This window comes from Cobetia sp. 4B, from assembly GCF_018831605.1.
Taxonomy (GTDB): Bacteria; Pseudomonadota; Gammaproteobacteria; order Pseudomonadales; family Halomonadaceae; genus Cobetia; species Cobetia amphilecti.
Genome location: NZ_CP059843.1, coordinates 1,009,621 through 1,034,382 on the forward strand (window position 1 = coordinate 1,009,621; position 24,762 = coordinate 1,034,382).

Annotated in this window: 22 protein-coding genes; 18 read left to right on the forward strand and 4 right to left on the reverse strand. The window is 63.8% G+C overall.

Features of this window, described 5'->3' with window-relative positions; genetic code table 11:
* Positions 1-144: 144 nt before the first annotated feature.
* From H2O77_RS04285 to H2O77_RS04335, 11 genes are all read left to right on the forward strand, one after another.
* The gene (locus tag H2O77_RS04285; protein ID WP_043331922.1) at positions 145-1,593 is read left to right on the forward strand and encodes a glyceraldehyde-3-phosphate dehydrogenase; all 1,449 of its coding nucleotides are present in this window, start codon (positions 145-147) and stop codon (positions 1,591-1,593) included.
* Between the two features lie 341 nt (positions 1,594-1,934).
* Positions 1,935-3,284, forward strand: a complete 1,350-nt coding sequence (locus H2O77_RS04290) for a Na(+)-translocating NADH-quinone reductase subunit A (protein ID WP_054555019.1) — start codon at positions 1,935-1,937, stop codon at positions 3,282-3,284.
* A complete protein-coding gene (locus tag H2O77_RS04295; protein WP_043331920.1) occupies positions 3,284-4,516 on the forward strand; it encodes an NADH:ubiquinone reductase (Na(+)-transporting) subunit B in 1,233 nt (410 codons plus the stop codon). The genes H2O77_RS04290 and H2O77_RS04295 overlap by 1 nt, the downstream gene beginning before the upstream one ends.
* A 1-nt stretch (position 4,517) precedes the next feature.
* Positions 4,518-5,300, forward strand: coding sequence for a Na(+)-translocating NADH-quinone reductase subunit C (locus H2O77_RS04300; RefSeq protein WP_153635247.1), 783 nt, complete (start codon positions 4,518-4,520; stop codon positions 5,298-5,300).
* Between the two features lie 2 nt (positions 5,301-5,302).
* A complete protein-coding gene (locus H2O77_RS04305) occupies positions 5,303-5,971 on the forward strand; it encodes an NADH:ubiquinone reductase (Na(+)-transporting) subunit D (protein WP_043331917.1) in 669 nt (222 codons plus the stop codon).
* Position 5,972: 1 nt separating this feature from the next.
* A complete protein-coding gene (gene nqrE / locus H2O77_RS04310; RefSeq protein WP_043331916.1) occupies positions 5,973-6,593 on the forward strand; it encodes an NADH:ubiquinone reductase (Na(+)-transporting) subunit E in 621 nt (206 codons plus the stop codon).
* Positions 6,594-6,618: 25 nt separating this feature from the next.
* Positions 6,619-7,851, forward strand: coding sequence for an NADH:ubiquinone reductase (Na(+)-transporting) subunit F (gene nqrF / locus H2O77_RS04315; RefSeq protein WP_043331915.1), 1,233 nt, complete (start codon positions 6,619-6,621; stop codon positions 7,849-7,851).
* 3 nt (positions 7,852-7,854) lie between these two features.
* The gene (locus H2O77_RS04320; protein ID WP_240548710.1) at positions 7,855-8,928 is read left to right on the forward strand and encodes an FAD:protein FMN transferase; all 1,074 of its coding nucleotides are present in this window, start codon (positions 7,855-7,857) and stop codon (positions 8,926-8,928) included.
* A 233-nt stretch (positions 8,929-9,161) separates the two neighbouring features.
* Positions 9,162-9,413: a (Na+)-NQR maturation NqrM gene (nqrM, locus tag H2O77_RS04325; RefSeq protein WP_043331913.1), complete on the forward strand. Its 252-nt coding sequence runs from the start codon at positions 9,162-9,164 to the stop codon at positions 9,411-9,413.
* Positions 9,414-9,545: 132 nt separating this feature from the next.
* Entirely contained in the window at positions 9,546-10,937 is a 1,392-nt protein-coding gene (gene sthA, locus H2O77_RS04330; protein ID WP_043331912.1) for a Si-specific NAD(P)(+) transhydrogenase, read from the forward strand.
* A 141-nt stretch (positions 10,938-11,078) separates the two neighbouring features.
* The gene (locus tag H2O77_RS04335) at positions 11,079-11,411 is read left to right on the forward strand and encodes a YrhK family protein (RefSeq protein WP_054555017.1); all 333 of its coding nucleotides are present in this window, start codon (positions 11,079-11,081) and stop codon (positions 11,409-11,411) included.
* A 65-nt stretch (positions 11,412-11,476) separates the two neighbouring features.
* Here H2O77_RS04335 and H2O77_RS04340 read toward each other — a convergent pair whose 3' ends face one another.
* The 3 genes from H2O77_RS04340 to H2O77_RS04350 all read right to left on the reverse strand — a co-directional run bounded on the left by H2O77_RS04340 (position 11,477) and on the right by H2O77_RS04350 (position 14,620).
* Positions 11,477-12,346 (reverse strand): DNA replication terminus site-binding protein, encoded by an 870-nt coding sequence (locus H2O77_RS04340; protein ID WP_215823985.1) that lies wholly within the window; start codon positions 12,344-12,346, stop codon positions 11,477-11,479.
* Positions 12,347-12,638: 292 nt separating this feature from the next.
* The gene (locus tag H2O77_RS04345; RefSeq protein WP_213113350.1) at positions 12,639-13,559 is read right to left on the reverse strand and encodes a carbon-nitrogen hydrolase; all 921 of its coding nucleotides are present in this window, start codon (positions 13,557-13,559) and stop codon (positions 12,639-12,641) included.
* Complete coding sequence (locus tag H2O77_RS04350) at positions 13,559-14,620, reverse strand: agmatine deiminase family protein (protein WP_107335343.1); 1,062 nt, start codon at positions 14,618-14,620, stop codon at positions 13,559-13,561. Before H2O77_RS04350 ends, H2O77_RS04345 begins: the two co-directional genes overlap by 1 nt.
* A 253-nt stretch (positions 14,621-14,873) precedes the next feature.
* On the opposite strand from H2O77_RS04350, the gene H2O77_RS04355 reads away from it, so the two are divergent.
* Positions 14,874-16,118 carry a lipoprotein-releasing ABC transporter permease subunit gene (locus tag H2O77_RS04355; protein ID WP_215824486.1) on the forward strand — a complete coding sequence of 415 codons (1,245 nt, stop codon included), beginning with the start codon at positions 14,874-14,876 and terminating at the stop codon, positions 16,116-16,118.
* Between the two features lie 52 nt (positions 16,119-16,170).
* Positions 16,171-16,893, forward strand: coding sequence for an ATP-binding cassette domain-containing protein (locus H2O77_RS04360; protein ID WP_054555014.1), 723 nt, complete (start codon positions 16,171-16,173; stop codon positions 16,891-16,893).
* 95 nt (positions 16,894-16,988) lie between these two features.
* On the opposite strand, the gene H2O77_RS04365 is transcribed toward H2O77_RS04360, so the two are convergent.
* The gene (locus tag H2O77_RS04365; protein ID WP_043331907.1) at positions 16,989-17,570 is read right to left on the reverse strand and encodes a DUF2062 domain-containing protein; all 582 of its coding nucleotides are present in this window, start codon (positions 17,568-17,570) and stop codon (positions 16,989-16,991) included.
* Positions 17,571-17,771: 201 nt separating this feature from the next.
* Here H2O77_RS04365 and H2O77_RS04370 point away from each other — a divergent pair, with 201 nt between their 5' ends.
* The 5 genes from H2O77_RS04370 to lpxK all read left to right on the forward strand — a co-directional run bounded on the left by H2O77_RS04370 (position 17,772) and on the right by lpxK (position 24,732).
* Positions 17,772-20,660 (forward strand): ComEC/Rec2 family competence protein, encoded by a 2,889-nt coding sequence (locus H2O77_RS04370; RefSeq protein ID WP_215823986.1) that lies wholly within the window; start codon positions 17,772-17,774, stop codon positions 20,658-20,660.
* A 107-nt stretch (positions 20,661-20,767) separates the two neighbouring features.
* Complete coding sequence (locus H2O77_RS04375) at positions 20,768-21,547, forward strand: MotA/TolQ/ExbB proton channel family protein (RefSeq protein ID WP_215823987.1); 780 nt, start codon at positions 20,768-20,770, stop codon at positions 21,545-21,547.
* Positions 21,544-21,969, forward strand: coding sequence for a biopolymer transporter ExbD (locus tag H2O77_RS04380; RefSeq protein WP_153635253.1), 426 nt, complete (start codon positions 21,544-21,546; stop codon positions 21,967-21,969). Before H2O77_RS04375 ends, H2O77_RS04380 begins: the two co-directional genes overlap by 4 nt.
* 28 nt (positions 21,970-21,997) lie before the next feature.
* Positions 21,998-23,746, forward strand: coding sequence for a lipid A export permease/ATP-binding protein MsbA (gene msbA / locus H2O77_RS04385; protein ID WP_225347686.1), 1,749 nt, complete (start codon positions 21,998-22,000; stop codon positions 23,744-23,746).
* Complete coding sequence (gene lpxK, locus H2O77_RS04390; RefSeq protein WP_054555010.1) at positions 23,743-24,732, forward strand: tetraacyldisaccharide 4'-kinase; 990 nt, start codon at positions 23,743-23,745, stop codon at positions 24,730-24,732. The genes msbA and lpxK overlap by 4 nt, the downstream gene beginning before the upstream one ends.
* Positions 24,733-24,762 lie beyond the last annotated feature (30 nt).

A 24,762-nucleotide genomic window follows, 5' to 3' on the forward strand; every position in this document is an offset into this window, starting at 1 on the left:
TTCTGTAGCACTACTACCCTGCGTGCGACCATCCTTTCATTGTGGTGCATAGCCGCGTTACGCATACTCAGCTGGCCTTGTCCGGCGTCGCCAAGCGCTCGGTGACGACCATCATTATTTGCCCGCACGTGAGAGGATGCACCCGTGAGCCAAGAGAATCTCGAAGCCTGTTTCAAGCAGTGGCAGGACAATGAAGCCCTCGCGGAGCAGATGATCCCGCTGTTGGGAGATCTCTACCGCCGCTTCAACGTCGTGCCCTCCATCTACGGGCGTTCGCTGATCAATCGCTCGATGGTGCGCATCCTCAAGAACCACCGTTGGGTGCGCAAGGCCGAAGGCGTCGAGCTGTCAGTGGAAGATACCTTCCCGCTGGTGCGCGCGATGATCGAGCTCAACCTGGGCCCGGCCCACGTCGATATCGGCAAGCTGGCGGTCGCCTTCAAGCGCTCTGACGAGACGGACATCACCGCCTTCCTCAAGCGTGAGCTGGCCGACATCGTCGGTGGCTATGTCGAAGGCGGCATGGGCGGCGACCCGAAGGACGTCGTCCTGTATGGCTTCGGGCGTATCGGTCGCCTGTTGGCGCGCATCATGATCGAGAAGGCCGGCGGCGGTAACCTGCTGCGTCTGCGCGCCATCGTGGTGCGTGGCAGCAAGGATGATCTGGAGAAGCGGGCCAGCCTGCTGCGTCGCGACTCGGTGCACGGTCCCTTCGAGGGCAGCATCACCGTCGATGAAGAAAACTCGGCGCTGATCGTCAACGGCAACTACATCAAGATCATCTACGCCAATTCGCCCACCGAGATCGATTACACCGCGCACGGCATCGACAACGCCATCGTGGTCGACAACACCGGCAAGTGGCGTGACGAAGCGGGCCTGGGCCAGCACCTGGAGTGCAAGGGCGTGGCCAAGGTACTGCTGACGGCGCCGGGCAAGGGCGATCTGAAGAACATCGTCTACGGCGTCAACCACACCGACATCAGCGATGATGACCGCATCATCTCCGCGGCCTCCTGTACCACCAACGCCATCGTGCCGGTACTGAAGGTGCTGCACGACGAGTACGGTGTCAGCCAGGGTCACGTCGAGACGGTGCACTCCTACACCAACGACCAGAACCTGATCGACAACTTCCACAGTGGTGATCGTCGTGGCCGTGCCGCGGCCCTCAACATGGTGTTGACCGAGACCGGTGCCGCCAAGGCCGTCGCCAAGGCGCTGCCGGAGCTTTCCGGCAAGCTGACCGGCAACGCGATCCGCGTGCCGACGCCCAATGTCTCGATGGCGATCCTCAACCTGACGCTGAACACCGCCAGCGACGCCGAGCGCATGAACGACTTCCTGCGCACCGCCTCGCTGCATTCCTCGCTGCAGAAGCAGATCGACTACGTCGATTCCTGTGAAGTGGTGTCCTCGGACTTCGTCGGCAACCGCCATTCCGGCATCGTCGACGGCCAGGCGACCATCGTCACCGACAAGCAGGCCGTCGTGTACGTGTGGTACGACAACGAGTTCGGTTACAGCTGTCAGGTGGTGCGTATTCTGCAGCACATGTCCAACGTGCGTTTCAGCTACTTCCCGACGCGCTGAGTCAATGCGCCGCGTCTGTGGCGTGACTTGCGAAAAATTGAAATAAATACCTGCTGTTACAACGCCCCCGCCCTCAATGATGGCGGGGGCGTTGGCGTTTTCGGCGTGTGCACCACTTTAGTGTCGTATGGTCTTTCCGGCCTCGCATCTTTATAATGAGCCGGATTTTTTTGGGCCGGTCCAATCTCTGGGCTACACCTCCAACCGTCTGATAAGAAAAGCATTCACATTGCCTGATACGCGAAAATCGCGAGGTTGCCTGGTCAATTATCGGCCTCGAGGCGTATCTACGATGGGTGATCTTTCCTGAACAACATCAGATCCGACAATTGGGCGAGTCTATGATCGAAGTCAAACGTGGCCTGGATCTCCCCATCGCCGGGGCGCCGGAGCAGCGTATCGAGGATGCGCAGCCCGTTCGTCGCGTAGCGATCCTGGGTGTTGACTACGTCGGCATGAAGCCGACGATGGAAGTCCGCGAAGGGGACAAGGTGAAGCAGGGGCAACTCCTGTTCACCGACAAGAAGACCCCGGGCGTCCGTTACACCGCGCCTGCTGCCGGTACTGTGGTCGAGATCAATCGTGGCGAGAAGCGCAAGCTTCTGTCCGTGGTCATCGAGATCGACGCGCAGGGCGAAGCTGTGGAATTCACTGCACATGGCGACGCCGCCATTGCAGGTCTCGAACGTCAGGTCGTGGTCGACCAGCTGGTCGAGTCCGGCCTGTGGACGGCGCTGCGTACCCGTCCGTTCTCGCGCGTGCCGGCGCTGGATGCCAAGCCGGCAGCCATCTTCGTCACCGCCATCGATACCCACCCGCTGTCCGCGGATCCGGCCGTGGTGCTCAAGGGTCAGGAAGCCGCTTTCCGTCAGGGGCTCGTCGCACTGACGCGTCTGACCGAAGGCAAGGTGTTCCTGTGCCAGGCACCGGGTGCTGATATCCCGGGTGGCGACGTTTCCGGTGTGGTCAGCGAGTCCTTCAAGGGCCCGCACCCGGCGGGTCTGCCGGGCACGCACATCCATCACCTCGCACCGGTCAGCCTGCAGCGTCAGGTCTGGCATGTCGGTTATCAGGATGTGGTCGCCATCGGTACGCTGCTGGCGGAAGGTCGCCTGGACACCACGCGCGTCATCGCCGTCGGTGGCCCGCGTGCCACCAAGCCGCGTCTGCTGCGCACCCGTCTGGGCGCCAGCACCGAAGAGCTGCTCAAGGGCGAAGTCGAGCAGCCGGAAGACACGCGTGTCATCTCCGGTTCGGTGTTCTCCGGCCTGACCTGTGAAGGGGCGCTGCGTTTCGTCAGCCGCTACCACAATCAGGTGAGCCTGCTCGAGGAAGGCAACAAGCGTGCTTTCATGGGCTGGCTGTCGATGGGCGCCAAGCGTCACTCGGTGCTGGGTATCTACCTGTCGAAGCTGACCGGTCTGACCGACTACCGCCCGAACACCTCCACCAACGGCTCCGAGCGTGCCATGGTGCCGGTGGGCGCGTACGAGGCGGTCATGCCGCTGGACATTCTGCCGACGCAGCTGCTGCGTTCGCTGATCGTGGGTGATATCGAGACCGGCATGCAGCTTGGCTGCCTGGAGCTTGATGAAGAGGACCTCGCGCTGTGCACCTACGTGTGCCCGGGCAAGTACGAGTACGGTCCCATCCTGCGTGACAACCTCACCACGATCGAGAAAGAGGTCTGATGATGGGCATTCGACAGACTCTGGATAACCTGGAGCCGCACTTCCACAAAGGTGGCAAGTACGAGAAGTTCTACGCGCTCTACGAAGCCGTGGACACCATTTTCTATGCGCCGGCGAGCGTCACGCGCAGCACCACCCACGTGCGTGATGGCATCGACCTGAAGCGCATCATGATCACGGTCTGGATGTGTACCTTCCCGGCCATGTTCTTCGGCATGTACAACGCCGGTCTGCAGGCCAACGAGGCCATCGCTGGCGGTTACAGCGCACTGGGCGGCTGGCGTGAAGCCATCGTCATGCTGCTGGCGGGCAGCCACGATGCCGGCAGCGTGTGGGCCAACTTCATCCTGGGGGCCACCTACTTCCTGCCCATCTATCTGGTGACCTTCGCGGTCGGCGGGTTCTGGGAAGTGTTGTTCGCGATGCGTCGCGGCCACGAGGTCAACGAAGGCTTCTTCGTCACCTCGGTACTGTTCGCCCTGACACTGCCGGCGACCATTCCGCTGTGGCAGGTCGCGCTCGGTATCACCTTCGGTGTGGTGATCGGCAAGGAAGTCTTCGGTGGTACCGGCAAGAACTTCCTTAACCCGGCACTGTCCGGCCGTGCCTTCCTGTACTTCGCGTATCCGGCCAGCATTTCCGGCGACGCGGTATGGGTGCCGGCGGACGGCTTCACCGGTGCGACCGCGCTCTCCACTGCCGCGCAGGATGGCATGGGTGCCCTGATGCAGCAGATGAGCTGGACCGACGCCTTCCTCGGCTTCATTCCGGGCTCGGTGGGTGAGGTCTCCACACTGGCGATCTTCCTCGGTGCGGCAGTGCTGCTGTGGACGCGTATCGCCTCGTGGCGAATCATGCTGGGCGTCCTGCTGGGCATGATCGCGACCTCGGCGCTGTTCAATGCCATCGGCAGCGACACCAATGCCATGTTCGAGATGCCGTGGTACTGGCACATGGTCATCGGCGGCTTCGCCTTCGGCATGGTCTTCATGGCCACCGATCCGGTCTCCGCGTCCATGACCAACAAGGGCAAGCTGGTATTCGGTGCACTGATCGGCGTGATGACCGTGCTGATCCGTGTCGCCAACCCGGCCTTCCCGGAGGGCATCATGCTGGCGATCCTGTTCGCCAACCTGTTCGCTCCGCTGATCGACCACTTCGTCGTGCAGGCCAACATCAAGCGCCGCGTCAAGCGCGAGACTGCCGGCATCGCGAACGAGGAGACCGTCTGACATGGCCAGCAACAACTCCATCAAGAAAACCCTCGGCGTCGCGCTCGGGCTGTGCATCGTCTGCTCGGTGGTGGTTTCCACCGCAGCGGTCGTGTTGCGTCCGATGCAGCTGACCAATGCCGAGCTGGACCGCAAGAGCAACATCCTCGCGGTCGCCGAGCTGCTGCAGCCGGGCGAAGACATCGGTCAGCAGTTCCGTGACAAGGTCACCGCCAAGGTGGTGGACCTGGATTCCGGTGAATACGTCGACGACATCGACCCGGAGAAGTACGACCAGGCCAAGATGTCCAAGGACCCGGCCACCTCACGCACCCTGTCTGGCGACGAAGACCTGCCGGGCATCAAGCGTCGTGAGCAGTACTCCGTGGTCTATCTGGTCGGCGATGTCGAGCAGCCGGACGAGATCATCGTCCCGGTTCGCGGCAACGGCCTGTGGTCAATGATGTACGGCTATCTGGCACTGAAGGGTGACGGCAACACCGTGGTCGGTCTCTCCTTCTACCAGCAGGGCGAAACTCCGGGGCTTGGCGGCGAAGTCGACAACCCGAAGTGGAAGGCCCAGTGGGATGGCAAGAAGATCTATCCCGAAGGCAGCATGGACCCGGAAGTGCACCTGAAGAAGGGCGGCGTGAATCCGTCTTCTCCGGATGCCAAGTACCAGGTCGATGCGCTGTCAGGGGCTACCCTGACCAGCAACGGCGTGACCAACCTGTTGCAGTTCTGGATGGGTGAGAATGGCTTCGCCAAGTACCTGACCCAGTTCCGTGACGTCAAAGGAGCGTAATGATGGCAGCCGAAACTCCTAAAGGTGTCCTGACGACGCCGATCTTCAAGAACAACCCCATCGCGCTGCAGATCCTCGGTATCTGCTCCGCGCTGGCGGTGACCAACTCGATGAACACCGCCCTGATCATGGGTATCGCGGTGTGCCTGGTGACAGCGTTCTCCAGCATGTTCATCTCGTTGATCCGCAATCACATCCCGTCGTCCATCCGCATCATCGTGCAGATGACGATCATTGCCTCGCTGGTCATCGTGGTCGACCAGTCGCTGAAGGCCTTCGCCTTCGAGACGTCCAAGCAGCTGTCGGTCTTCGTCGGTCTGATCATCACCAACTGCATCGTGATGGGTCGCGCTGAAGCCTACGCCATGCAGAATGGCCCGACGATGAGCTTCATCGACGGTATCGGCAACGGTCTCGGCTACACCGTGATCCTGCTGGTGGTCGGCTTCGTGCGTGAGCTGTTCGGTTCCGGCTCCCTGTTCGGCGTGACCATCCTGCAGACCGTCAACGACGGTGGCTGGTACATCCCGAACGGCCTGATGCTGCTGCCGCCGTCCGCGTTCTTCGTCATCGGTCTGTTCATCTGGGTGCTGCGCAGCATCTACCCGGAGCAGGTCGAGAAGGCGGAGTACAAGATTACCGCCAACACCAAGATCAAGGAGGCTGTGTAACATGTTCGAACACTATCTGAGCCTGTTCATCAAGGCCGTGTTCGTCGAGAACATGGCACTGGCCTTCTTCCTGGGCATGTGTACCTTCCTGGCGGTGTCCAAGAAGATCCAGTCCGCGATCGGTCTGGGCGTGGCCGTCATCGTCGTGCTGGCGGTGACCGTTCCGGTCAACAACCTGATCCTGAACTACCTGCTGCGTGAAGGCGCGCTGACCTGGACGGGTCTGGAAGGGGCGGAGAGCATCGACCTGTCCTTCCTTGGCTACCTGTCCTACATCGGCGTCATCGCGGCGATCGTCCAGATCCTCGAGATGTTCCTCGACAAGTTCGTGCCGGCGCTCTACAACGCGCTGGGCGTGTTCCTGCCGCTGATCACGGTCAACTGCGCCATCCTCGGTGCGGCCCTGTTCATGGTGCAGCGTGACTACACCTTCGGTGAGTCCGTCATCTATGGCGTGGGTGCCGGCTTCGGTTGGGCACTGGCCATCGCTGCACTGGCCGGTATCCGCGAGAAGCTCAAGTACTCTGACGTGCCGGCTGGCCTGCAGGGTCTGGGCATCACCTTCATCACCGTTGGCCTGATGTCGCTGGGCTTCATGTCCTTCTCCGGCGTCCAGCTGTAACGCAACCGAGCATAAGGAAATCGAAATGGTAGATACCTCCATCATCGTGCTCGGCGTCGTCATGTTCACCGTGGTCGTTATCGGCCTGGTGCTCGTGATTCTCGCGGCACGCAGCAAGCTGGTCTCGAGTGGTGACGTCCAGATCGAGATCAACAACGACCCCGCCAACACCCTGACGACCCAGGCCGGCGGCAAGCTGCTGCAGACCCTGGCCGCCAACGGCATCTTCCTGTCCTCCGCCTGTGGTGGCGGTGGCTCCTGTGCCCAGTGCAAGTGCCGGATCTCGGAAGGCGGCGGTTCCATCCTGCCGACCGAAGAATCCCACTTCACCATGGGTGAGAAGAAGGAAGGCTGGCGCCTGTCGTGCCAGGTTCCGGTCAAGCAGGACATGAAGATCGAAGTGCCGGAAGAGATCTTCGGCGTGAAGAAGTGGGAAACCACCGTCACCGCCAACCCGAACGTCGCGACCTTCATCAAGGAGCTGAACCTGCAGCTGCCGGAAGGCGAGGAAGTCAACTTCCGCGCCGGTGGTTACGTGCAGCTGGAAGCGCCGGCCTACGACATCAAGTTCTCCGATTTCGACATCGAAGAAGAGTATCGTGGTGATTGGGAGAAGTTCGGTCTGTTCAACGTTCAGCACAAGAACGAAGAGCCGGTCATCCGCGCTTACTCCATGGCGAACTATCCGGAAGAGTACGGCATCCTGAAGTTCAACATCCGTATCGCCACTCCGCCGCCGAATTCCCAGCATCCGCCGGGTCTGATGTCCACCTACGTCTTCTCGCTGAAGCCGGGTGACAAGGTGACCGTGATGGGGCCGTTCGGTGAGTTCTTCGCCAAGGACACCGACGCCGAGATGGTCTTCATCGGTGGTGGTGCCGGCATGGCGCCGATGCGCAGCCATATCTTCGATCAGCTCAAGCGTCTGAATTCCAAGCGCAAGATGTCGTTCTGGTACGGTGCGCGCTCCATGCGCGAGTCGTTCTACAACGAGGAATACGACAAGCTGGCCGAAGAGAACGAGAACTTCGAATGGCACCTGGCGCTGTCCGATCCGCAGCCTGAGGACAACTGGGAAGGCCCGACGGGCTTCATCCACAATGTCCTGTACGAAAACTACCTCAAGGACCACCCGGCGCCTGAGGATTGCGAGTACTACATGTGCGGGCCGCCCATGATGAACGCCGCCGTCGTCAAGATGCTCACCGACATGGGTGTAGAGCCGGAGAACATCCTGCTCGATGACTTCGGTGGTTGATCGATGATGTCACGCGTCGCAAGACGACTGGCAGGGCCGGCCCTCATGGGGCTGGCCCTGCTGGTTGCAGGCTGTGAAAATTCCAGCAACCCTGAGTTGCATCGCTTCGCCGGCCCCATCTTCGGCACCGGGTTCCATGTCACGGTGGCCGCGGATCTGGATGCCGATGAGGTGGCGTCGCTCAAGCAGGCGAGTCTCGAGGCGCTCGACAAGGTCGACTGGCAGATGTCGACCTACAAGGACGCCTCGGAGCTCTCGAAGCTCAATCAGGCGCCGCTGGATACGCCGATCACGCTGTCGGATGGCCTGGCGCAGGTGCTGGCCGAGTCGCAGGATATCGGCAAGCGCTCCGACGGGGCCTTCGATATCACCGTCGGCCCGGCCGTCAATCTGTGGGGCTTCGGCCCGGATGAGCGTCTCGACAAGGCGCCGAGCGATGAGCAGATCGCGCAGGCGCTCGAGAAGGTCGATCATCTGGCGCTGGAGCTCGATGGCAATACGGTGATCAAGCGCAAGCCGGTGTATGCCGACCTGTCGGGGATCGCCAAGGGTTATGGGGTGGACAGAGTCGCCGATGTGCTCGAGGCCAATGGCATCGAGAACTATCTGGTCGAAGTCGGTGGCGAGATCCGCGTCAAGGGTGAGAAGCCCGGCCACAAGCCGTGGCGGATCGCCATCGAAGCGCCGAAATCCTTCGAGCGCTCGGTGCAGCGCATCATCGATCCCGGCAATGCCGCGGTTGCCACCTCCGGTGATTACCGCAACTATTTCGAGCAGGACGGCGTACGTTACTCGCACACGATCGATCCACGTACCGGTCGACCGATCCAGCACAACCTGGCCTCGGTTACCGTGATCACGCCGGATTGCGCGAGTGCGGACGCCTGGGCCACGGCACTCAACGTGCTGGGCGCCGAGAAGGCAATGACGATCGCAATTCGCGAGAACATTGCCGCCTATTTCATTGTCAAAACGGATGATGGCTTCAAACAGTCCTGGAGTCCGGCATTCGCGCCCTACCTGAAGGACGCGCCGGCGACAGGCGATACGAAGCCCGCAGATGAAGCCGGCGCCTGAGCTCGGTCTACCGAGAGCCGGTCTATCGAGAGCCGGTCTGCCGAGAGGCAGCCGGCCGGGCTCTCTCATCTGCCATCTGTCGAGACACGCCTCCGACAGGGTCGGGTACTCGGATTGCATGGCATCTTCTGGATGCTGTCCTGAAGGATCCACAGGATCGACAGGATGCAAGCTGCGCTGGAGCCGACCCGCACGAGAGGTTCACAATGGGGCCATGCCCCGGGAGGAATGACATGACGATCTGGTTACTGGTGTTCGCCGCGATGTTGCTGCTGATTGGCGTGATGGCCGTCGGTGTCCTGATGGGCCGCAAGCCGATCGCCGGCTCCTGCGGTGGTCTCAACAACCTCGGGCTCAAGGATGGCTGCGACATCTGTGGCGGCAAGGACGAGGAGTGCGAGAAGGAGCAGGATCGCCAGCGTCTGATGGCAGAGAGTGGCGGCAAGCCGGCCAGCGATCTGGCCTACGACGCCGCACGTCGCTGATTTCTGCTCTGATGGCTCAGAGCCCGCCGGCCGCAAGGCCTGCTACCGGCCCTGACATGGCAGTGTCACCGCGAGGTGAGACCGTACGTGTCAGGGCCGGTCTACGAACAATCAAGGAGCAAAGCGAGTCTCATGGCAGTCTATAACTACGATGTCGTCGTGATCGGTACCGGTCCGGCAGGGGAAAGCGCGGCAGTCAACGCGGCCAAGCATGGCAAGCGTGTCGCCGTGATCGAGGCTCAGTCTTCCGTGGGCGGCAACTGCACCCACAAGGGCACCATCCCTTCCAAGGCGCTGCGCCACGCGGTCAAGCAGATCATCGAGTTCAACACCAATCGCATGTTCCGCGATATCGGCGAGCCGCGCTGGTTCTCCTTCCCCAAGGTGCTGGAGCGTTCACGCCGCACCATCGAGCAGCAGGTCGAGATGCGTACGCGCTTCTACGCCCGCAATCGCATCGATGTGTTCTTCGGTACCGCGCGCTTCAAGGACGAGCACACCGTCGTGGTGCGCGATGCCCATGAAGGGGTCGAGGAGCTGCACGCGGAGAAGGTCGTGATCGCCACCGGCTCGCGTCCCTACCGCCCGGCGGACGTCAACTTCCGCCACCCGCGCATCTACTGCTCCGATACCATCCTGGGGCTGTCACACACGCCGCGCACGCTGATCATCTACGGCGCCGGTGTCATCGGCTCCGAGTACGCCTCGATCTTCTCCGGCCTTGGCGTCAAGGTCGACCTGATCGATACGCGTGATCGTCTGCTGTCCTTCCTGGATAACGAGATTTCCGACGCGCTGTCCTACCACCTGCGCAACAACGGCGTGCTGGTTCGTCACAACGAGGAATACGATCGCATCGAGGGCGACGAGTCCGGCGTGGTCGTGCACCTCAAGTCCGGCAAGAAGCTGCGTGCTGACGCCTTCCTGTGGGCCAACGGCCGCACCGGCAACACCGACAGCCTCGGTCTCGAGAATGTCGGCCTGCAGGCCAACGGCCGCGGTCAGCTGACCGTCGATGACCAATACCGCACCGAGCTGGACCACGTCTATGCGGTGGGCGATGTGATCGGCTGGCCGAGCCTGGCATCCGCCGCCTACGATCAGGGCCGCTTCGCCTCGGCCAACTTGCTGGGGGAAGAGTTCAAGTTCGTCAATGAGGTGCCGACCGGCATCTACACCATCCCCGAGATCAGCTCGGTGGGGCGTGGCGAGTCCGAACTGACCGAGGCGCGCATCCCCTACGAAGTGGGGCAGGCGTTCTTCAAGGACACCGCCCGTGCCCAGATCACCGGCGATACCGTCGGCATGCTCAAGATCCTGTTCCATCGCGATACGCTGGAAATTCTCGGCATCCACTGCTTCGGTGACCAGGCGTCCGAGATCGTGCACATCGGTCAGGCCATCATGCAGCAGAAGGGTGAGGCGAATACGCTCAAGTACTTCGTCAACACCACCTTCAACTACCCGACCATGGCGGAAGCCTATCGGGTCGCGGCCATGAATGGGCTCAACCGTCTGTTCTGAGCGGTGTGGGTCTCGCGTCCACTGACTTGCCCGCTGACTTGAAGGCACGTCACAAGGCCCCGACATCATTGATGTCGGGGCCTTGTGGTTGTCGGGCTCCCAACTGGGAAACCTTGTTGATGAGCCTTGAGGAAATCACGCATGCAGGATGATTCGCAGCAACACGACACTCGCCAGTCGGGCACGCAGTCACGCGAGACACTGCAGGATGATCCGACCTCGGACCTCACGCTGCGGCTTGGCCATGAGGAGCTGATCATCCATCGCCGTTATGAGCTGGCCAGCATCATCAATGAGCTGGTGCTGGGCCTGCTGTTCACGATCGGCAGCGTGTGCTTCTTCTGGGAAGAGTGGATGACACTGGGAATCTGGCTGTTCGTGATCGGCTCGCTGCAGCTGACGCTCAAGCCGGTGATTCGCCTGGCGCGCCGCATGCACCTCAAGCGGATGCCCGAATCGGCGCTGGACCTCTAGCAGGCGACTTCACGGCCTGGCTGTCTCACCGGCTCTCCGGCTCTCCGGCTCTCTTGCTCTAGGGATCAGCGATAGCGATGCACGCGCAGACTCTTGAGGAAGGGCGTGTCCTCGATGCGCACGTCGCCGCGGCGGGCGCGTGTGCGTTCGGTGGGCGGCGTCGGGCTTGGCTGGTTGAGAGCGGGCAGGCGCAGGTCATCATGCGGCAGGAACAGCGGCAGAGAGACATTCAGCGCGCGGCGCGTACGTAGCTCGCCGTCTTCGCGCATCACCGGCTCACGATAGAACAGGTTGGCGCGCATCAGCGGTGCCTGGGGCTGGATGCGGGCCAGAATCTCATCCGATGGCAAGCCAGCGAGTAGCTTGAGCTGCAGGCGGACGTGCTCGGCCTCGGTATCCAGCTTCATCAGCAAGGCTTCACACTCCGCCACGCTGACGCGCTGGATCGAACGCCCGGAGCTGTACCAGGCGAAGCGCACCCGCGCCACCGCCGCTTCTGCCACCGGCACCCGCCGCCAGCACTGCTTGAGATGCAGCCGCGCCAGTCCATCGCCTCTCAGGTGCTGATTCAGCCCCGGATGGCGGAAGGGCAGAATCGCCTTCAGCTCGGCCAGTTGGTCGGGATACTTCTCGCGCAGCTCGGCGAAGAGCTCCGCCAGCTGCTCCTTGGCCGCGTTGAGCGCCGCGACGCGCTCGATCACCGTCGGGCCGGCGGCGACGACGCCCAGATAGGGGCGGGTGACTCGGCCGTCCTGGCCATCCTGATACCACACGTCCTGCAACGCCTGGCTGAGCCATTCGCTATCGGCACTGACGCCATCCAGCCGCCAGAGTGGCGAATTCTCTTCTCTGACCGCGGTGATGACCTGATCGGCGGCACTGATCTGCGTATCGAAGGCCGCTTCTATTCTGGCCATCAACTGGTATTCGGGCATGCTCTGCGTCCTGATTGCAGCAAGGGAGACGTGATTTTTTATCGCGTTATCTTGTTTAGCCTAGCGTGACCGGGATGGCAAGTCAGACCATGGCGGCATGCGCGGGCAGAAGAAGGGCTCCGAGAGGCTGAATCACCCGGGATGGAGTGAAGGGATAGGCCGGCTGCGCCGGCGCCGACAGACAGAAACAGAAGAGGGCGCCACGCCGGGCGCCCTCTTCTGTTTCTGCGGGGGTCTGTGTGATCTCGACAGGGCGCTGTTGTCAGGCCGGCACCTGCAAAGCCCGATGGGCTCAGCGGTCGCGGTAGCGCTCGGTGAGATCACCATAGGCATCGATGCGACGATCGCGCAGGTAAGGCCAGATGCGGCGCACATCTTCGCCGCGCGCCAGGTCCACCTCGACCAGCAGCTCCTCGGGCTCGGTGCCGCCATGCGCCAGCAGCTCGCCCTGGGGGCCGCAGATGAAGCTGCCGCCCCAGAACTGGATGCCTTCGCTGGCAGGCGTCGGGTCCGCTTCGTGACCGACCCGGTTGGCGACGATCACCGGCACGCCATTGGCGACGCCGTGACTGCGCTGGATCAGGGTCCAGGCATCCTTCTGGCGCGTCTGCTCGGCTTCATCGTCGCGCGGGTCCCAGCCGATGGCGGTGGGGTAGAGCAGCATCTCGGCACCGGCCAGCGCCATCAGGCGTGCGCCTTCGGGATACCACTGGTCCCAGCAGACCTGCACGCCCAGACGGCCGACCGAGGTGTCGATGGGCTCGAAGCCGCGGCGCGGGGACTGTGCGCTCGGCGCATCGCCCGGCGTGAAGTAGAACTTCTCGTAGAAGCCGGGATCATCCGGGATGTGCATCTTGCGGAAGGTGCCGACCAGGCCAGCGGCCTTGTCGAGTACCACGGCGGTATTGTGATACACGCCCGCCGCGCGGCGCTCGAAGATGGAGCCGACGATCACCAGGCCGAGTTCGGCGGCCAGACCGGCCAGTCGCTGGGTGGTCGGGCCCTCGAGGGGTTCGGCGAGATCGAAGATCTCGGTGTCTTCGGTCTGGCAGAAGTAGTGGCTGGCATGCAGCTCCTGCAGCATCACCAGCTCAGCGCCATTGGCGGCAAGGCGACGAATGGCGGCTTCGCTGGCCGCCAGGCTTGTGTCCTTGTCGGGCCAGCCCTGTTGCTGGACGACACCGACCTTGAGTGTACGGCGGGAAGCAGTCATCACAGTGCTCCTTGAGAGGTGTTCGAGGTGGCCAGCGTGCCCTTGGGCAGTTGCATGGTCATGCAGTGCAGGCTGCCATGCTGGCGAATCACGGCGCGGCAATCGACCGGAATGATGTCACGCTTGGGGAAGGCGCTGGCGAGGGCCTTGAGGGCGATCATGTCGTGACGATCGGCGTAGGTCGGCACCAGCACGGCCCCATTGATGATCAGGAAGTTGGCGTAGGTCGCCGGCAGGCGATGGCTGTCGTCCGGATCGAAGCAGGCATCCGGCCACGGCAGCGGCACCAGGAAGTAGGGGTCGCCATTGGCATCGCGCAGGGCTTCAAGCTCGGCTTCCATCGCCTTGAGCGCCGGGTAATGCGGGTCGTCGCGATCATCGCAGCGGACATAGGCGATGGTGCGCGGGTCGCAGAAGCGCGCCAGGGTGTCGACATGGCTGTCGGTGTCATCGCCTTCCAGATGACCATTGGCGAGCCACAGCACGCGTTTGACCCCGAAATCGGCCTTGAGTTGCGCCTCGACCTGGGCGCGGCTCAGGCCGGCATTGCGGTTGTCGTTGAGCAGGCAGGCCTCGGTGGTCAGCAGGGTGCCCTGGCCGTCGCTCTCGATGCCGCCGCCTTCCAGAATGAAGTCGCGGCTTTCCACCGGGCTTGCGTAAGCCCCCTGCGCGGCGAGGGCGCGGGTCAGGGCGTTGTCGCGGGCGGCCTCGAACTTGCCGCCCCAGCCGGTGAAGGTGTAGTCGAGCAGTACCGGCTGGCCATCACGTTCGATGGTGATGGGGCCATGGTCGCGCGTCCAGGTGTCATCCAGCGGCGCCACGAAAAGATGCAGGCGCTCGGCGGGCACGCCGAAACCGGCGAAGCGCGCGGCGAGGCGCTCGCGGGTGGCGTCATCGCTGACGCTGATCAGTACGTGCTGATAGCGGCTGATGGCGATCACCATGGCCTCGCAGGTGGCTTCGATGCTCTCGAGCATCTCGCTCCAGTCACTGTGCGGGCTGGGCCAGCTGAGCTGGATGGCGTCCTGCGGGTGCCATTCGGCGAGCAGACGGGTGGCCATGGGCATCTCCCTGATGAAGAGGTAACGATAAAGGCGCAAGCCGCAATGCCGCGGACTCGGCGCGCGATGATAGCAGAGCCATGCGCCGACGCTAGCCCTGTGGTGCCTGACGTGCACATGTCTTGCCATGCTGGCGGTTCATGTTGGCCACAGACGAAGGCTGGCAAACTGCATTCGAATATGGCTCCATGCGCCGAGCCTGCGGAATGCGTATCATGGCCCGCGACCCTGACCCAAGGAATCGACTTCGATGCTGCTGGATCGTCTACCCTTTCTGATCGGCCTGCGCTATACCCGCGCCAAGCGCCGTAACCATTTCATTTCCTTCATTTCCTTGACCTCGATGCTGGGGCTGTCGCTGGGCGTCGCCGTGCTGATTCTGGTGCTGTCGGTGATGAACGGCTTCGACCACGAGCTGCGCACCCGCGTGCTGGGCATGGTGCCGCATGTGCGCGTCGAGGCGCGTGACAGCGTCACCGACTGGGAGACGCTGGCCGGCAAGCTGCGCGAGAAGCCGCATGTCGTCGGTGCGGCGCCCTATATCGAGCAGCAGGGCATGTTCACCACCAACGGCCGCAACAAGGGCGCGTTGGTCACCGGCATCGATCCGTCCGCGGAGGACCAGGTCTCGATCATCAGCGAGCACATGGTGCAGGGCAGCCTGGCGGATCTCACGCCCGGCAGCTGGGGCATCGTGATGGGCGAGCTGCTGGCGCGCAACCTGGGCGTCGGCGTGGGGGATCGCGTCACGCTATTGGTGCCCGAGGCCTCCATCACGCCCGGGGGTATCTTCCCGCGTCTCAAGCGCTTCACGGTGACCGGTATCTTCAAGGTCGGCGCGGACGTCGATGCCAGCCTTGCCTACACCGATATCTCGGACATGGCCAAGCTGGCGCGCTTCAAGGAAGGCGACGTCCAGGGGGTGCGCCTGAAGCTCGATGACCTGTTCAACGCCGATCAGGTCACCCGCGACATCGTCAGTCAGCTGGGGCCGCAGTATCGCGGCATGGACTGGAAGCGTACCCACGGCAACCTGTTCGCCGCCATCCAGATGGAGAAGAACATGATCGGCCTGCTGCTGATGGTGATCGTTGCCGTCGCGGCCTTCAACATCGTCTCGACATTGGTGATGATGGTGACGGACAAGCACGCTGACATCGCCATCCTGCGTACCCTCGGGGCCAGGCCCGGTTCCATCATGGGCATCTTCATCGTGCAGGGGCTGACCATCGGCGTGATGGGCATCATCATCGGCGCCATCGCCGGTGTGGCGCTGGCGCTGAGCGTCTCCGACATCATCGCCTGGGTGCAGTCGACCTTCGGTATCCAGTTCCTGGACCCCAACGTCTACTTCATCAGCTATCTGCCATCGCGCCTCGAGATGAGCGACATGGGCATCATCATCGGCTCCGCGCTGGTGCTGAGCTTCCTGTCGACGCTGTATCCGGCCTGGCGCGCCTCGCGCATCCAGCCGGCGGAGGTGCTGCGCTATGAGTAATCCGTCGACACCGTCTGATGCATCCATCCGTTCCGCTGCTGGAGACACCGCCATGCCGACGCCGGCTTCTGACACTCACGCGCCGGGTCAGGCCCACGGCAAGCCGATGCTGATCTGTGAGCGCCTGAGTCGCAGTTACGATGAGGGCCCGCAAGAGGTACAGGTGCTCGACGAGCTGGAGCTGCGCGTGCATGCCGGCGAGCGAGTCGCCGTCGTCGGCAGCTCCGGCTCCGGCAAGACCACGCTGCTCAACCTGCTCGGCGGGCTGGACCACCCCAGCCAGGGCATCGTGAAGGTGGCCGGCCAGCGCCTGTCCGAACTCAGCGAGTCGGCACTGGGCAGCTTCCGCAATCAGCACATCGGCTTCGTGTATCAGTTCCACCATCTGCTGGCGGAATTCAGTGCCGAAGAGAACGTGGCGATGCCGTTGATCATCCGTGGCCACAAGCGCGCCGAGGCCGCCGTCAAGGCGCGCAAGCTGCTGGAGCGGGTCGGCATGGCACCGCGCGCCGATCACAAGCCGGGCGAGCTGTCCGGGGGTGAGCGCCAGCGCGTCGCCATCGCGCGTGCGCTGGTGACGGACCCGAGCCTGGTGCTGATGGACGAGCCGACCGGCAATCTGGATCAGACCACGGCGGCGCGCATTCTCGAGCTGATGGATGACATCGCGCGTGAAGCGCAGGCGGCCTTCATCATCGTGACCCACGACAACGGTCTGGCCGCTCACCAGCACCGTGTGCTGCGCCTGGACGGCGGCAAGCTGCACGAGGATTGAGTCGAGCCGCTGATTGATTCACGCTAGCCAGAAAGCCAAACGCCCCGCCATCGAGAGATGGCGGGGCGTTTGTCATGCGCGTCTGTCGGCAGCGTTCAGAGCTTGTCCGTGTCCTGCTCAGCGTTCTGGCGTGACGACTGCTCCTTGCTGCAACGTCTGGCGGCCAGGCGCGCCTTGCGGCGGCTGCGCCAGTTGCGCACCACCTGATAGCGCCACAAGAGGCGGACCAGCATGTTGGCCAGCAGCGCGAGGACGACGGCGCTGACCAGCGAACCCAGCGCCAGGGCGGGCAGGATGTCTTCCAGCTGGTTGGCGAACCAGGCCGCGGAGACCTGGTCCGGCATCACCCGTGCGGGCGTGTCCAGCATCCAGGCACCCACGCGGTAGGTCGCGTAGTAGACCACCGGCATGGTCAGCGGGTTGGTCACCCACACCAGACCCACCGACAGCGCGAGGTTGCAGCGCAGTGCCCAGGCACCGAAGGCGGCCACCACCATCTGGAAGGGAATCGGCAGCAGCGCACAGAACAGCCCCACCATGCAGGCATTGGCCACAGTGCGTCGCGACAACGCCCACAGTGCGGGATCGGCGATCAGGTGATGCATGAAGCGCAGCGACTTCTTGCGCTTGAGGGCATCCGGTTCCGGCATGAGCCGCTTGAGTAGACGACGAGGCATGACTTGGCCATTTGGCATTCAACGCCGGCCATTATCCATACATGGCTACAGGACTGCCATGCTGACTGCGCAGTTATCCGGTTCGTGATCTGCAACCCGCGTGTCTCGATTCGGCACTGAGTACAGCAAAGCCCGCGCCATGCCTGACGGGCTGCGCCACGGGTGACCTTGCAAGAGGCCAGCAACATGTCAGGCGCCACCGTGAATAAATCGTCCCATTCCGCTCGATTCTGGCTGTCACCGGCCTCGCTGGCCCAGCTGCTGGCGGGACTGGTGGCGGGCATCTGGCTGTCACGCCAGGGCGAGTGGGGCGCGGATTGGCAGTCACGCTCATCGGCAGGGCTCGGCGCGCAAGAGGGTGGGGCGCATGGCTGGGCCGCCTTCATGACGCTGAGCGACAACCTGCTGTTGGCCGCCTTGCTGCTCTGCTGGCTGATGGTGGCAGGGGCCTTGGCCGCCACTCCCGCCCGTGCTTTCCCGCACTCTGCTCCCGACGCTGAGTCACGCCGCTCTCGGCTCGGAGCCTTGAGCCTGCGACTCTCGGCAGCTCTGGGGGTCGGACTGGTGATCGGCCTTCTGCAGCAGCCGCTCGTGATGGCGGAGGCGCTGACGCGCCAGGAGCTGTGGCTGGAAGGCCGGGTCGAGCAGGTCAATCGCGCGCTGCCGACCCCTGATGACTCGGTGCGCCTGGTGCTGCGTGTCTCGCGCTGTGATCTCTTCCAGACGACGGACGTACCCAGCGCGGATGCCGGGCGTCAGGCCGCCTGTCAGCGGCTGCTGGATCAGCGGGTCCAGCTTCGGCGCTACTGGCCACGCAAGCTGCCTCGCGATGTTGCGACACGCGAGGCGCTGGCGACTCCCTGGCAGGCCGGTGAGCGCTGGCGCATGGTCGTGCGTCTGGTGCCGCCTCATGGCGCCAGCAACCCGGCCTTCGGGCGCTCAGCGAGCCCTGCGGAGTTTGATCGTGTCGCCTGGCTATGGCGTGAAGGTATCGTCGCCACGGGTTACGTGCGCCAACTGTCCCTTGCGCAGCGCTTGGCGCCACCCGGCGGGCTGGCAGCACTGCGCCTGCATGCCGAGCAGGCTCTGTGGCAGCGCTGCGGCGAAGGCGAGGAACTGGTCGACTGGCCGGGTTCGCCCTGTCGCTGGCTGGCAGCATTGACGCTGGGCAAGGTCTCGGCACTGACCCATGACGACTGGGACACGCTGAACGCCACCGGGCTGACGCATCTGGCGGTGGTGTCGGGGCTGCATGTCGGATTGATGGCAAGCCTGGTGCTGGGGCTGAGTTTCGGCGTGCTGCGTCTCTGGCGACCGGGGGGATGGCGATTCAGCGTCGCGCCCTGGTGGCTTGCCTGTCTGGCGGCCTGGAGTTTCGCCTTGCTGGCAGGCCTGGCGCCTCCGGCACTGCGCGCCGCCTTGATGGTGACGGTCGGGCTTTGGATGGCGAGTGGCCGCAGCGGCCTGGGTGTCTGGCAGGTCTGGATGCTGGCGCTGATTCTGGTGCTGGGGCTGGACCCGCTGGCGCTGTGGCGCCCGGGTACCTGGCTATCATTCATCGCCGTGGCGGTGTTGTTGCTGGCCTGGCAGGGCCGCTCTCGACCGCGGGGAATGCGCGGCTGGTGTCTGGCCACGTTGCGCAGCCAGTGGTTGCTGACGCTGGTCATGGGTGCGGCCCTGCTGCTTTCGCGCGGCCAGCTGTCCTGGCTATCGCTGCCGATGAATCTGGTGATGGCGCCCTTGGTGACGTTATTGATCGTGCCGCTTGGCATGCTGGGCTGGGGGCTTGCGGGACTCGAGCAGCTGTTGCTGTTCACGGGACTCGTCCCGTCACGGCCCGCGGCGATGCTCGCCGATGGTGTGTTCAGCGGCGGTCTATGGCAGCTGCTGGCACAGGGCATGGCGCAGACGATGGAGACCTTGTCTTCGCTTGCGTCGACGCAGGGGCGCTGGCCGCAGGTGCCAATGGCGGCGGGCCTGTCGGACGCTACTCCCTCGGCCCTGATCCTGACGCTCGCGGTCATGGCCCTGCTGGGTGCCTGGCTGGCGGAGGGGGTGCCGGGCCTCGATGGCCGTCTGAAGCGCCTGTGTGGCAGCGTGGCACTCTGCTGGGGGCTGTCACTGGCGGTGCTGGCCTTGCCGTGGTCACCGGCGGCGCTGGCCACCGTCGGGCGGGACGCCGGCACGCGCGCGACAGAAGACGCCTCGTTCTCGCCCCGGGCGCCCGCGCTCAGTCTGACGGTGCACGATGTCGGGCAGGGGCTGGCGCTGTCGCTGCACAGTCATCTTTCGTCGAGCACGAGTGCCTCGACTGACGCGTCACGGCAGGTGCCGAGGCACTGGCGTTACGACCTGGGGGCGGCGTCGCGCAATGCCAGCGCCCGCTTGCCGGGGGCAATGCCCGTGGCGGGAGAGCCTATCGGCGTGATCATGAGTCACGGGGATGGCGATCACGCCGGTGGCCTGCAGGCGCTGTCTGCCGAGGAGATCGCCGTCTTGTGGGTGCCGGCCGGGCAGCGGGCGCGGCTGGAGCATCAGGTAAGCTGGCTCGATGAGATGGCGATGCGGGAGTGTGTCGCTGGGCGCAGCATCACCCTCGGTCAGCTGAAGGGGCAGCCCGTGCGCCTTGAGATGCTGTGGCCGCCAGCAGGGTTGAAGGCCCGACGTGACAATGCGCACTCCTGTGTGGTCTTGATAGCACATGGCGCGCGCCCGCTGGCGTTGCTGACCGGCGATATCGGCCAGCAGCAGGAGCGCGAGTTGCAGGCGACGCTGCGCCAGCGTCTGAACGGGCGCGGCTTGCCGTTGCTGGTGGTCGCACATCACGGCAGCCGCTCCAGCAGTGGTGATGGCTGGCTTGAGAGCCTGGCGGCGCGTCACGCGATTGTCAGCGCCGGTCGCTACAATCCGCATGGTCATCCGCATCCGGACGTGGTGGAGCGTCTGGCGCGTCATGTCGAGTGTCTCTGGCATGTCGGGCTGGATGGTGCCTTGCACTGGGAGTGGTCGCCGCAGGGGGAGCGGCTGCAACCAGCGCGCAGGGCTGGCGGTATCGGAGTGAGGTGCCTTGGGGTAAAATCCGCTGAATGATCAGATGCATGGCGGATTCATACGGCCTGCGCGACAGGGATGGCGCGTGACATCTGACACGACAACAATGGTGCCCGCAGAGGCATCGAGACCAAGGGAGAGGTCACATGCTGGAAGCCTTGTACGCAGGGGGAGTCTTGATGCTCCCCATCCTCGGATGTTCCGTCGTGGCACTGACCATCATCCTCGAGCGCCTGTGGACGCTGCGTCGTCGACGCATCGCGCCGAAGGGCCTGGGACAGCAGGTGTGTGAACTGATCAGCCAGGGACAGGTCAATGTCTACTGGCTGGAGAGTCATTCGCCGCTGGGCAACGTGCTGGCAGCGGGGCTGCGCAATGCGCGCCTGGGCAATGAGCAGGTACGCGCGCGCATGCAGGAGTCGGCCGTGGCCGTCATCCATGACATGGAGCGCTTCCTGAGTCCGCTGGGCACCATCGCCGCCATCACGCCGCTCTTGGGGCTGCTGGGCACGGTGGTCGGCATGATCGACGTCTTTGCCGTGATCGTCGATGCGGGCAGCGCCGAGCGCGCCCAGGAGCTGGCCGGCGGGATTTCCCAGGCGCTGGTGACGACGGCGTCCGGCTTGACGGTGGCGATTCCGGCACTGATGTTCCATCGCTATTTCCAGCGCTGTGTCGAGGACATCACCGTCAACATGGAGGAGCAGGCAGGGCAGGTGGTGGAGTATATCTCGCACCACCAGGGCGAGCTCGGGCTGGCCGAGAGCCATGACGGTATCGACCGTCGTCCGGGCCAGCGCCCCGGCCAGGTGCCGGAGCCCCATGAGCGCCTGCCGGAAGACCTGCCGGCCTACATGCGTCGTGACGCCGATGACCCCTATGGTGGCGATGATGGCAAGGGGGCAGGTGCCGGGAGGCCGTCATGAGGTTTCCGCGTCGCCAGCGTGAGTCGGTGGAGGTCAATCTCACCCCGCTGATCGACGTGGTGTTTCTGCTGCTGATCTTCTTCATGGTCTCGACGACCTTCGATAGCCGTCGAGCGCTGGACCTCATCCTGCCGCAGTCCAGTCAGGCCAGCGCGGTAGAGCAGGCGCCCTTGATCCTGAGCATCGGGGCGGCAGGTGATTTTACGCTCGGCGAGGCAAGCCTCGGCGAGGATGAACTGGGAGCGCAACTTGCGCAGTACAAGGACCAGGCAGATCGCTTCGGGTTGATCCTCGAAGCCGATGGCCGCACGCCCCACGCCAAGGTGGTCACGGCGCTGGACGCCGCCGCTGAAGTGGGTATCACCCGTGTGCGCATCAGTACGCGTATCGGGACGGAATCATCATCACCGGATGCCCCATGAGGGCGCCGCCCAAGTCTATGGAGACCCCGTGAGTCGCGACTCCACCTGGATTCATTACCGCCGCTTGCTCGGCTATGTTCGCCCGTACTGGAAGATGTTTCTGGCCGCCGTCGTCGGCTACATCATCTACGGTGCCTCGAGTACGGCGCTGGCCGAGATGATGAAGCGCCTGATCGACGGCATTCAGAATCCTGACGCCCAGTTCAGACTGTTCCTGCCGCTGTTCGTGATCGGCATGTTCGCCGTGCGCGGCGTCGGCACCTTCCTGGGCACCTACTGCATGAGTGATGTGGCGCGCAACGTGGTGCACACCCTGCGTACCACGGTGTTCAACCACATGCTGCACTTGCCGGGGCGCTATTTCGACGAGAACTCCACCGGCCATCTCATCACACGCGTCACCTACCATGTCGAGCAGATCACCGGAGCGGCCACCAAGGCGCTGACCATCATCCTGCGCGAAGGCTTCTTCGTGCTCGGCCTGCTGGGCTATCTGTTCTGGACCAACTGGAAGCTGACACTGGTGTTCATCGCGGTCACGCCGCTGATCGGCTGGGTGGTCAGCTATGCCAGCAAGCGCTTCCGCAAGCTCTCCAAGCGTATCCAGGGCTCGATGGGCGAGGTGACCCACGTGGCCTCCGAGGCGCTGTCCGGCCATCGTGTCGTGCGTACCCACGGTGCCGAGGATTACGAGAAGGCACGCTTCGCGGCGGTCAGTGAGTACAACCGCGAGCAGAAGATGAAGGAAGCGCTGACCAAGGCCACCGCCACGCCGGTCATCCAGCTGTTGATCGCCGTGGCGCTGGCCACGCTGGTGTGGCTGGCGATGGCGCCGGAACTGATGGCCGGCATGAGCGCCGGTGAGTTCGTCGGCTTCATCACCGCCGCCTCGATGATGGCCAAGCCGGTGCGTCAGTTGACCGAAGTCAACGGCGAGATCCAGAAGGGCATGGCGGCCTCGGAAGAACTGTTCGGTCTGCTGGATACGCCGGCAGAGCCGGACAACGGCACCCTGGTGCCCGAGGGTCGCCTCGAGGGCCGTGTGCGCTTCGACAATGTCCACTTCCGCTATGCAGACCATCAGCCGGAGGTGCTCAAGGGCATCGATCTGGAGGTGAAGCCGGGGCAGATGGTGGCCATCGTCGGGCGTTCGGGGTCGGGCAAATCGACATTGATGAGCCTGTTGCCGCGCTTCTACGCGCCGACCACCGGCCGCATCCTGATCGATGATGTCGCCATCGAGGACTACAAGCTGCGCCCGATGCGTCAGCAGATCGCGCTGGTCTCGCAGAATGTCACCCTGTTCAATGCCGACCTGACCGCCAACATCGCCTATGGCACCGGTGAGGTCGACAAGGCACGGGTGGAAGAGGCGGCGCGCGCGGCCTATGCCCACGAATTCATCGAGCGCATGAGCGAAGGCTACGACACCATCGTCGGCGACAATGGCGTGATGCTCTCCGGTGGTCAGCGCCAGCGTATCGCCATCGCGCGTGCCATCTACAAGGACTCGCCGATCCTGGTGCTGGATGAGGCCACCTCGGCGCTGGATACCGAATCTGAACGCTATATCCAGCGCGCGCTGGAGGAAGTGTGTCAGGGCCGTACGACCTTCGTGATCGCCCACCGTCTGTCCACCATCGAGAAGGCGGACCGCATCCTGGTGATGGATGATGGCGAGATCATCGAAGACGGCACCCACGAATCATTGATTGCTCAGGAAGGTGCTTATGCCGCGCTGCATCGCATCCAGTTCCGGGAGACGGCAGACGCATGAGTGAACGACTGGTAGACGCCTGGTATCGCGGCGCCGGCTGGCTTCATCTGCTGCGCCCGCTGGAACATGTCTACAAGAATGTGGTGGCGCGCAAGCGCAATGCCTATCTCACCGGCAAGCGTGAGGTCTGGAAGGCGCCGGTGCCGGTGATCGTGATCGGCAACATCACCGTCGGTGGTACCGGCAAGTCGCCGCTGGTCGCCTGGCTGGGGCGCTGGTTGAGCGAGCAGGGCTGGCGCCCGGGCATCATCTCGCGCGGCTACGGTGGGCATTCGCCGCGCTATCCCCTCTACGTGCAGGCCGATACCGATCCTCAGCATGCCGGCGATGAGCCGGTGATGCTGGCCCAGCAGACCGGTCTACCGGTGGCGGTCGACCCGGATCGCCCGAGCGCAGCCCGGCGCCTGATTGCCGCCGGCTGCGACATTCTGCTCTCCGATGACGGTCTGCAGCATCATGCGCTGGGGCGCGATATCGAGCTGGTGGTCGTGGATGGTGAGCGTGCCTTCGGCAATCAGCGTTGCCTGCCCGCTGGTCCGCTGCGCGAGCCGTTGTCGCGCCTCGCCAGTGTCGATGCGGTGATCTCCAACGGTGTCATCGACTGCTCGCGCCTGCCGGTGGAATCGCATTGCATGAAGCTGACGCCGGTCCATTGGCGCCACCTGATCGACGACGTGCGCTATCCTGCCCACCAGCTGCCGTTCAGCGGTCAGGTGCATGCGTTGGCCGGTATCGGCAATCCGCAGCGCTTCTTCCGCACCCTGACCAACCTCGGGGTCGAGCATCTGCCGCGTCCGCTGGCGGACCACCATCGTTTCACGCCGACGGATCTGCGCTTTTCCGACAATCTGCCCGTGGTGATGACCGCCAAGGACGCCGTCAAGTGTCGCAGCTTCGCCAATGAGCGCTGCTGGGCGCTGGATGTCGAGGCGCGTCCGGATCAGGCGCTGGTGGACTGGCTCGCCAAACGCCTTGAGGCGCTCTGAGTGCTTGATCGCTGAATTTTCTTTCTTTTC

What these genes read in the sequence shown, in the direction of transcription:
- H2O77_RS04290 (WP_054555019.1), top strand. Translation starts at nt 1,935, where the DNA reads ATGATCGAAGTCAAACGTGGCCTGGATCTCCCCATCGCCGGGGCGCCG.
- H2O77_RS04295 (WP_043331920.1), top strand. Translation starts at nt 3,284, where the DNA reads ATGATGGGCATTCGACAGACTCTGGATAACCTGGAGCCGCACTTCCAC.
- H2O77_RS04300 (WP_153635247.1), top strand. Translation starts at nt 4,518, where the DNA reads ATGGCCAGCAACAACTCCATCAAGAAAACCCTCGGCGTCGCGCTCGGG.
- H2O77_RS04305 (WP_043331917.1), top strand. Translation starts at nt 5,303, where the DNA reads ATGGCAGCCGAAACTCCTAAAGGTGTCCTGACGACGCCGATCTTCAAG.
- nqrE (WP_043331916.1), top strand. Translation starts at nt 5,973, where the DNA reads ATGTTCGAACACTATCTGAGCCTGTTCATCAAGGCCGTGTTCGTCGAG.
- nqrF (WP_043331915.1), top strand. Translation starts at nt 6,619, where the DNA reads ATGGTAGATACCTCCATCATCGTGCTCGGCGTCGTCATGTTCACCGTG.
- H2O77_RS04320 (WP_240548710.1), top strand. Translation starts at nt 7,855, where the DNA reads ATGATGTCACGCGTCGCAAGACGACTGGCAGGGCCGGCCCTCATGGGG.
- nqrM (WP_043331913.1), top strand. Translation starts at nt 9,162, where the DNA reads ATGACGATCTGGTTACTGGTGTTCGCCGCGATGTTGCTGCTGATTGGC.
- sthA (WP_043331912.1), top strand. Translation starts at nt 9,546, where the DNA reads ATGGCAGTCTATAACTACGATGTCGTCGTGATCGGTACCGGTCCGGCA.
- H2O77_RS04335 (WP_054555017.1), top strand. Translation starts at nt 11,079, where the DNA reads ATGCAGGATGATTCGCAGCAACACGACACTCGCCAGTCGGGCACGCAG.
- H2O77_RS04340 (WP_215823985.1), bottom strand. Translation starts at nt 12,346, where the DNA reads ATGCCCGAATACCAGTTGATGGCCAGAATAGAAGCGGCCTTCGATACG.
- H2O77_RS04345 (WP_213113350.1), bottom strand. Translation starts at nt 13,559, where the DNA reads ATGACTGCTTCCCGCCGTACACTCAAGGTCGGTGTCGTCCAGCAACAG.
- H2O77_RS04350 (WP_107335343.1), bottom strand. Translation starts at nt 14,620, where the DNA reads ATGGCCACCCGTCTGCTCGCCGAATGGCACCCGCAGGACGCCATCCAG.
- H2O77_RS04360 (WP_054555014.1), top strand. Translation starts at nt 16,171, where the DNA reads ATGCCGACGCCGGCTTCTGACACTCACGCGCCGGGTCAGGCCCACGGC.
- H2O77_RS04365 (WP_043331907.1), bottom strand. Translation starts at nt 17,570, where the DNA reads ATGCCTCGTCGTCTACTCAAGCGGCTCATGCCGGAACCGGATGCCCTC.
- H2O77_RS04375 (WP_215823987.1), top strand. Translation starts at nt 20,768, where the DNA reads ATGCTGGAAGCCTTGTACGCAGGGGGAGTCTTGATGCTCCCCATCCTC.
- H2O77_RS04380 (WP_153635253.1), top strand. Translation starts at nt 21,544, where the DNA reads ATGAGGTTTCCGCGTCGCCAGCGTGAGTCGGTGGAGGTCAATCTCACC.
- lpxK (WP_054555010.1), top strand. Translation starts at nt 23,743, where the DNA reads ATGAGTGAACGACTGGTAGACGCCTGGTATCGCGGCGCCGGCTGGCTT.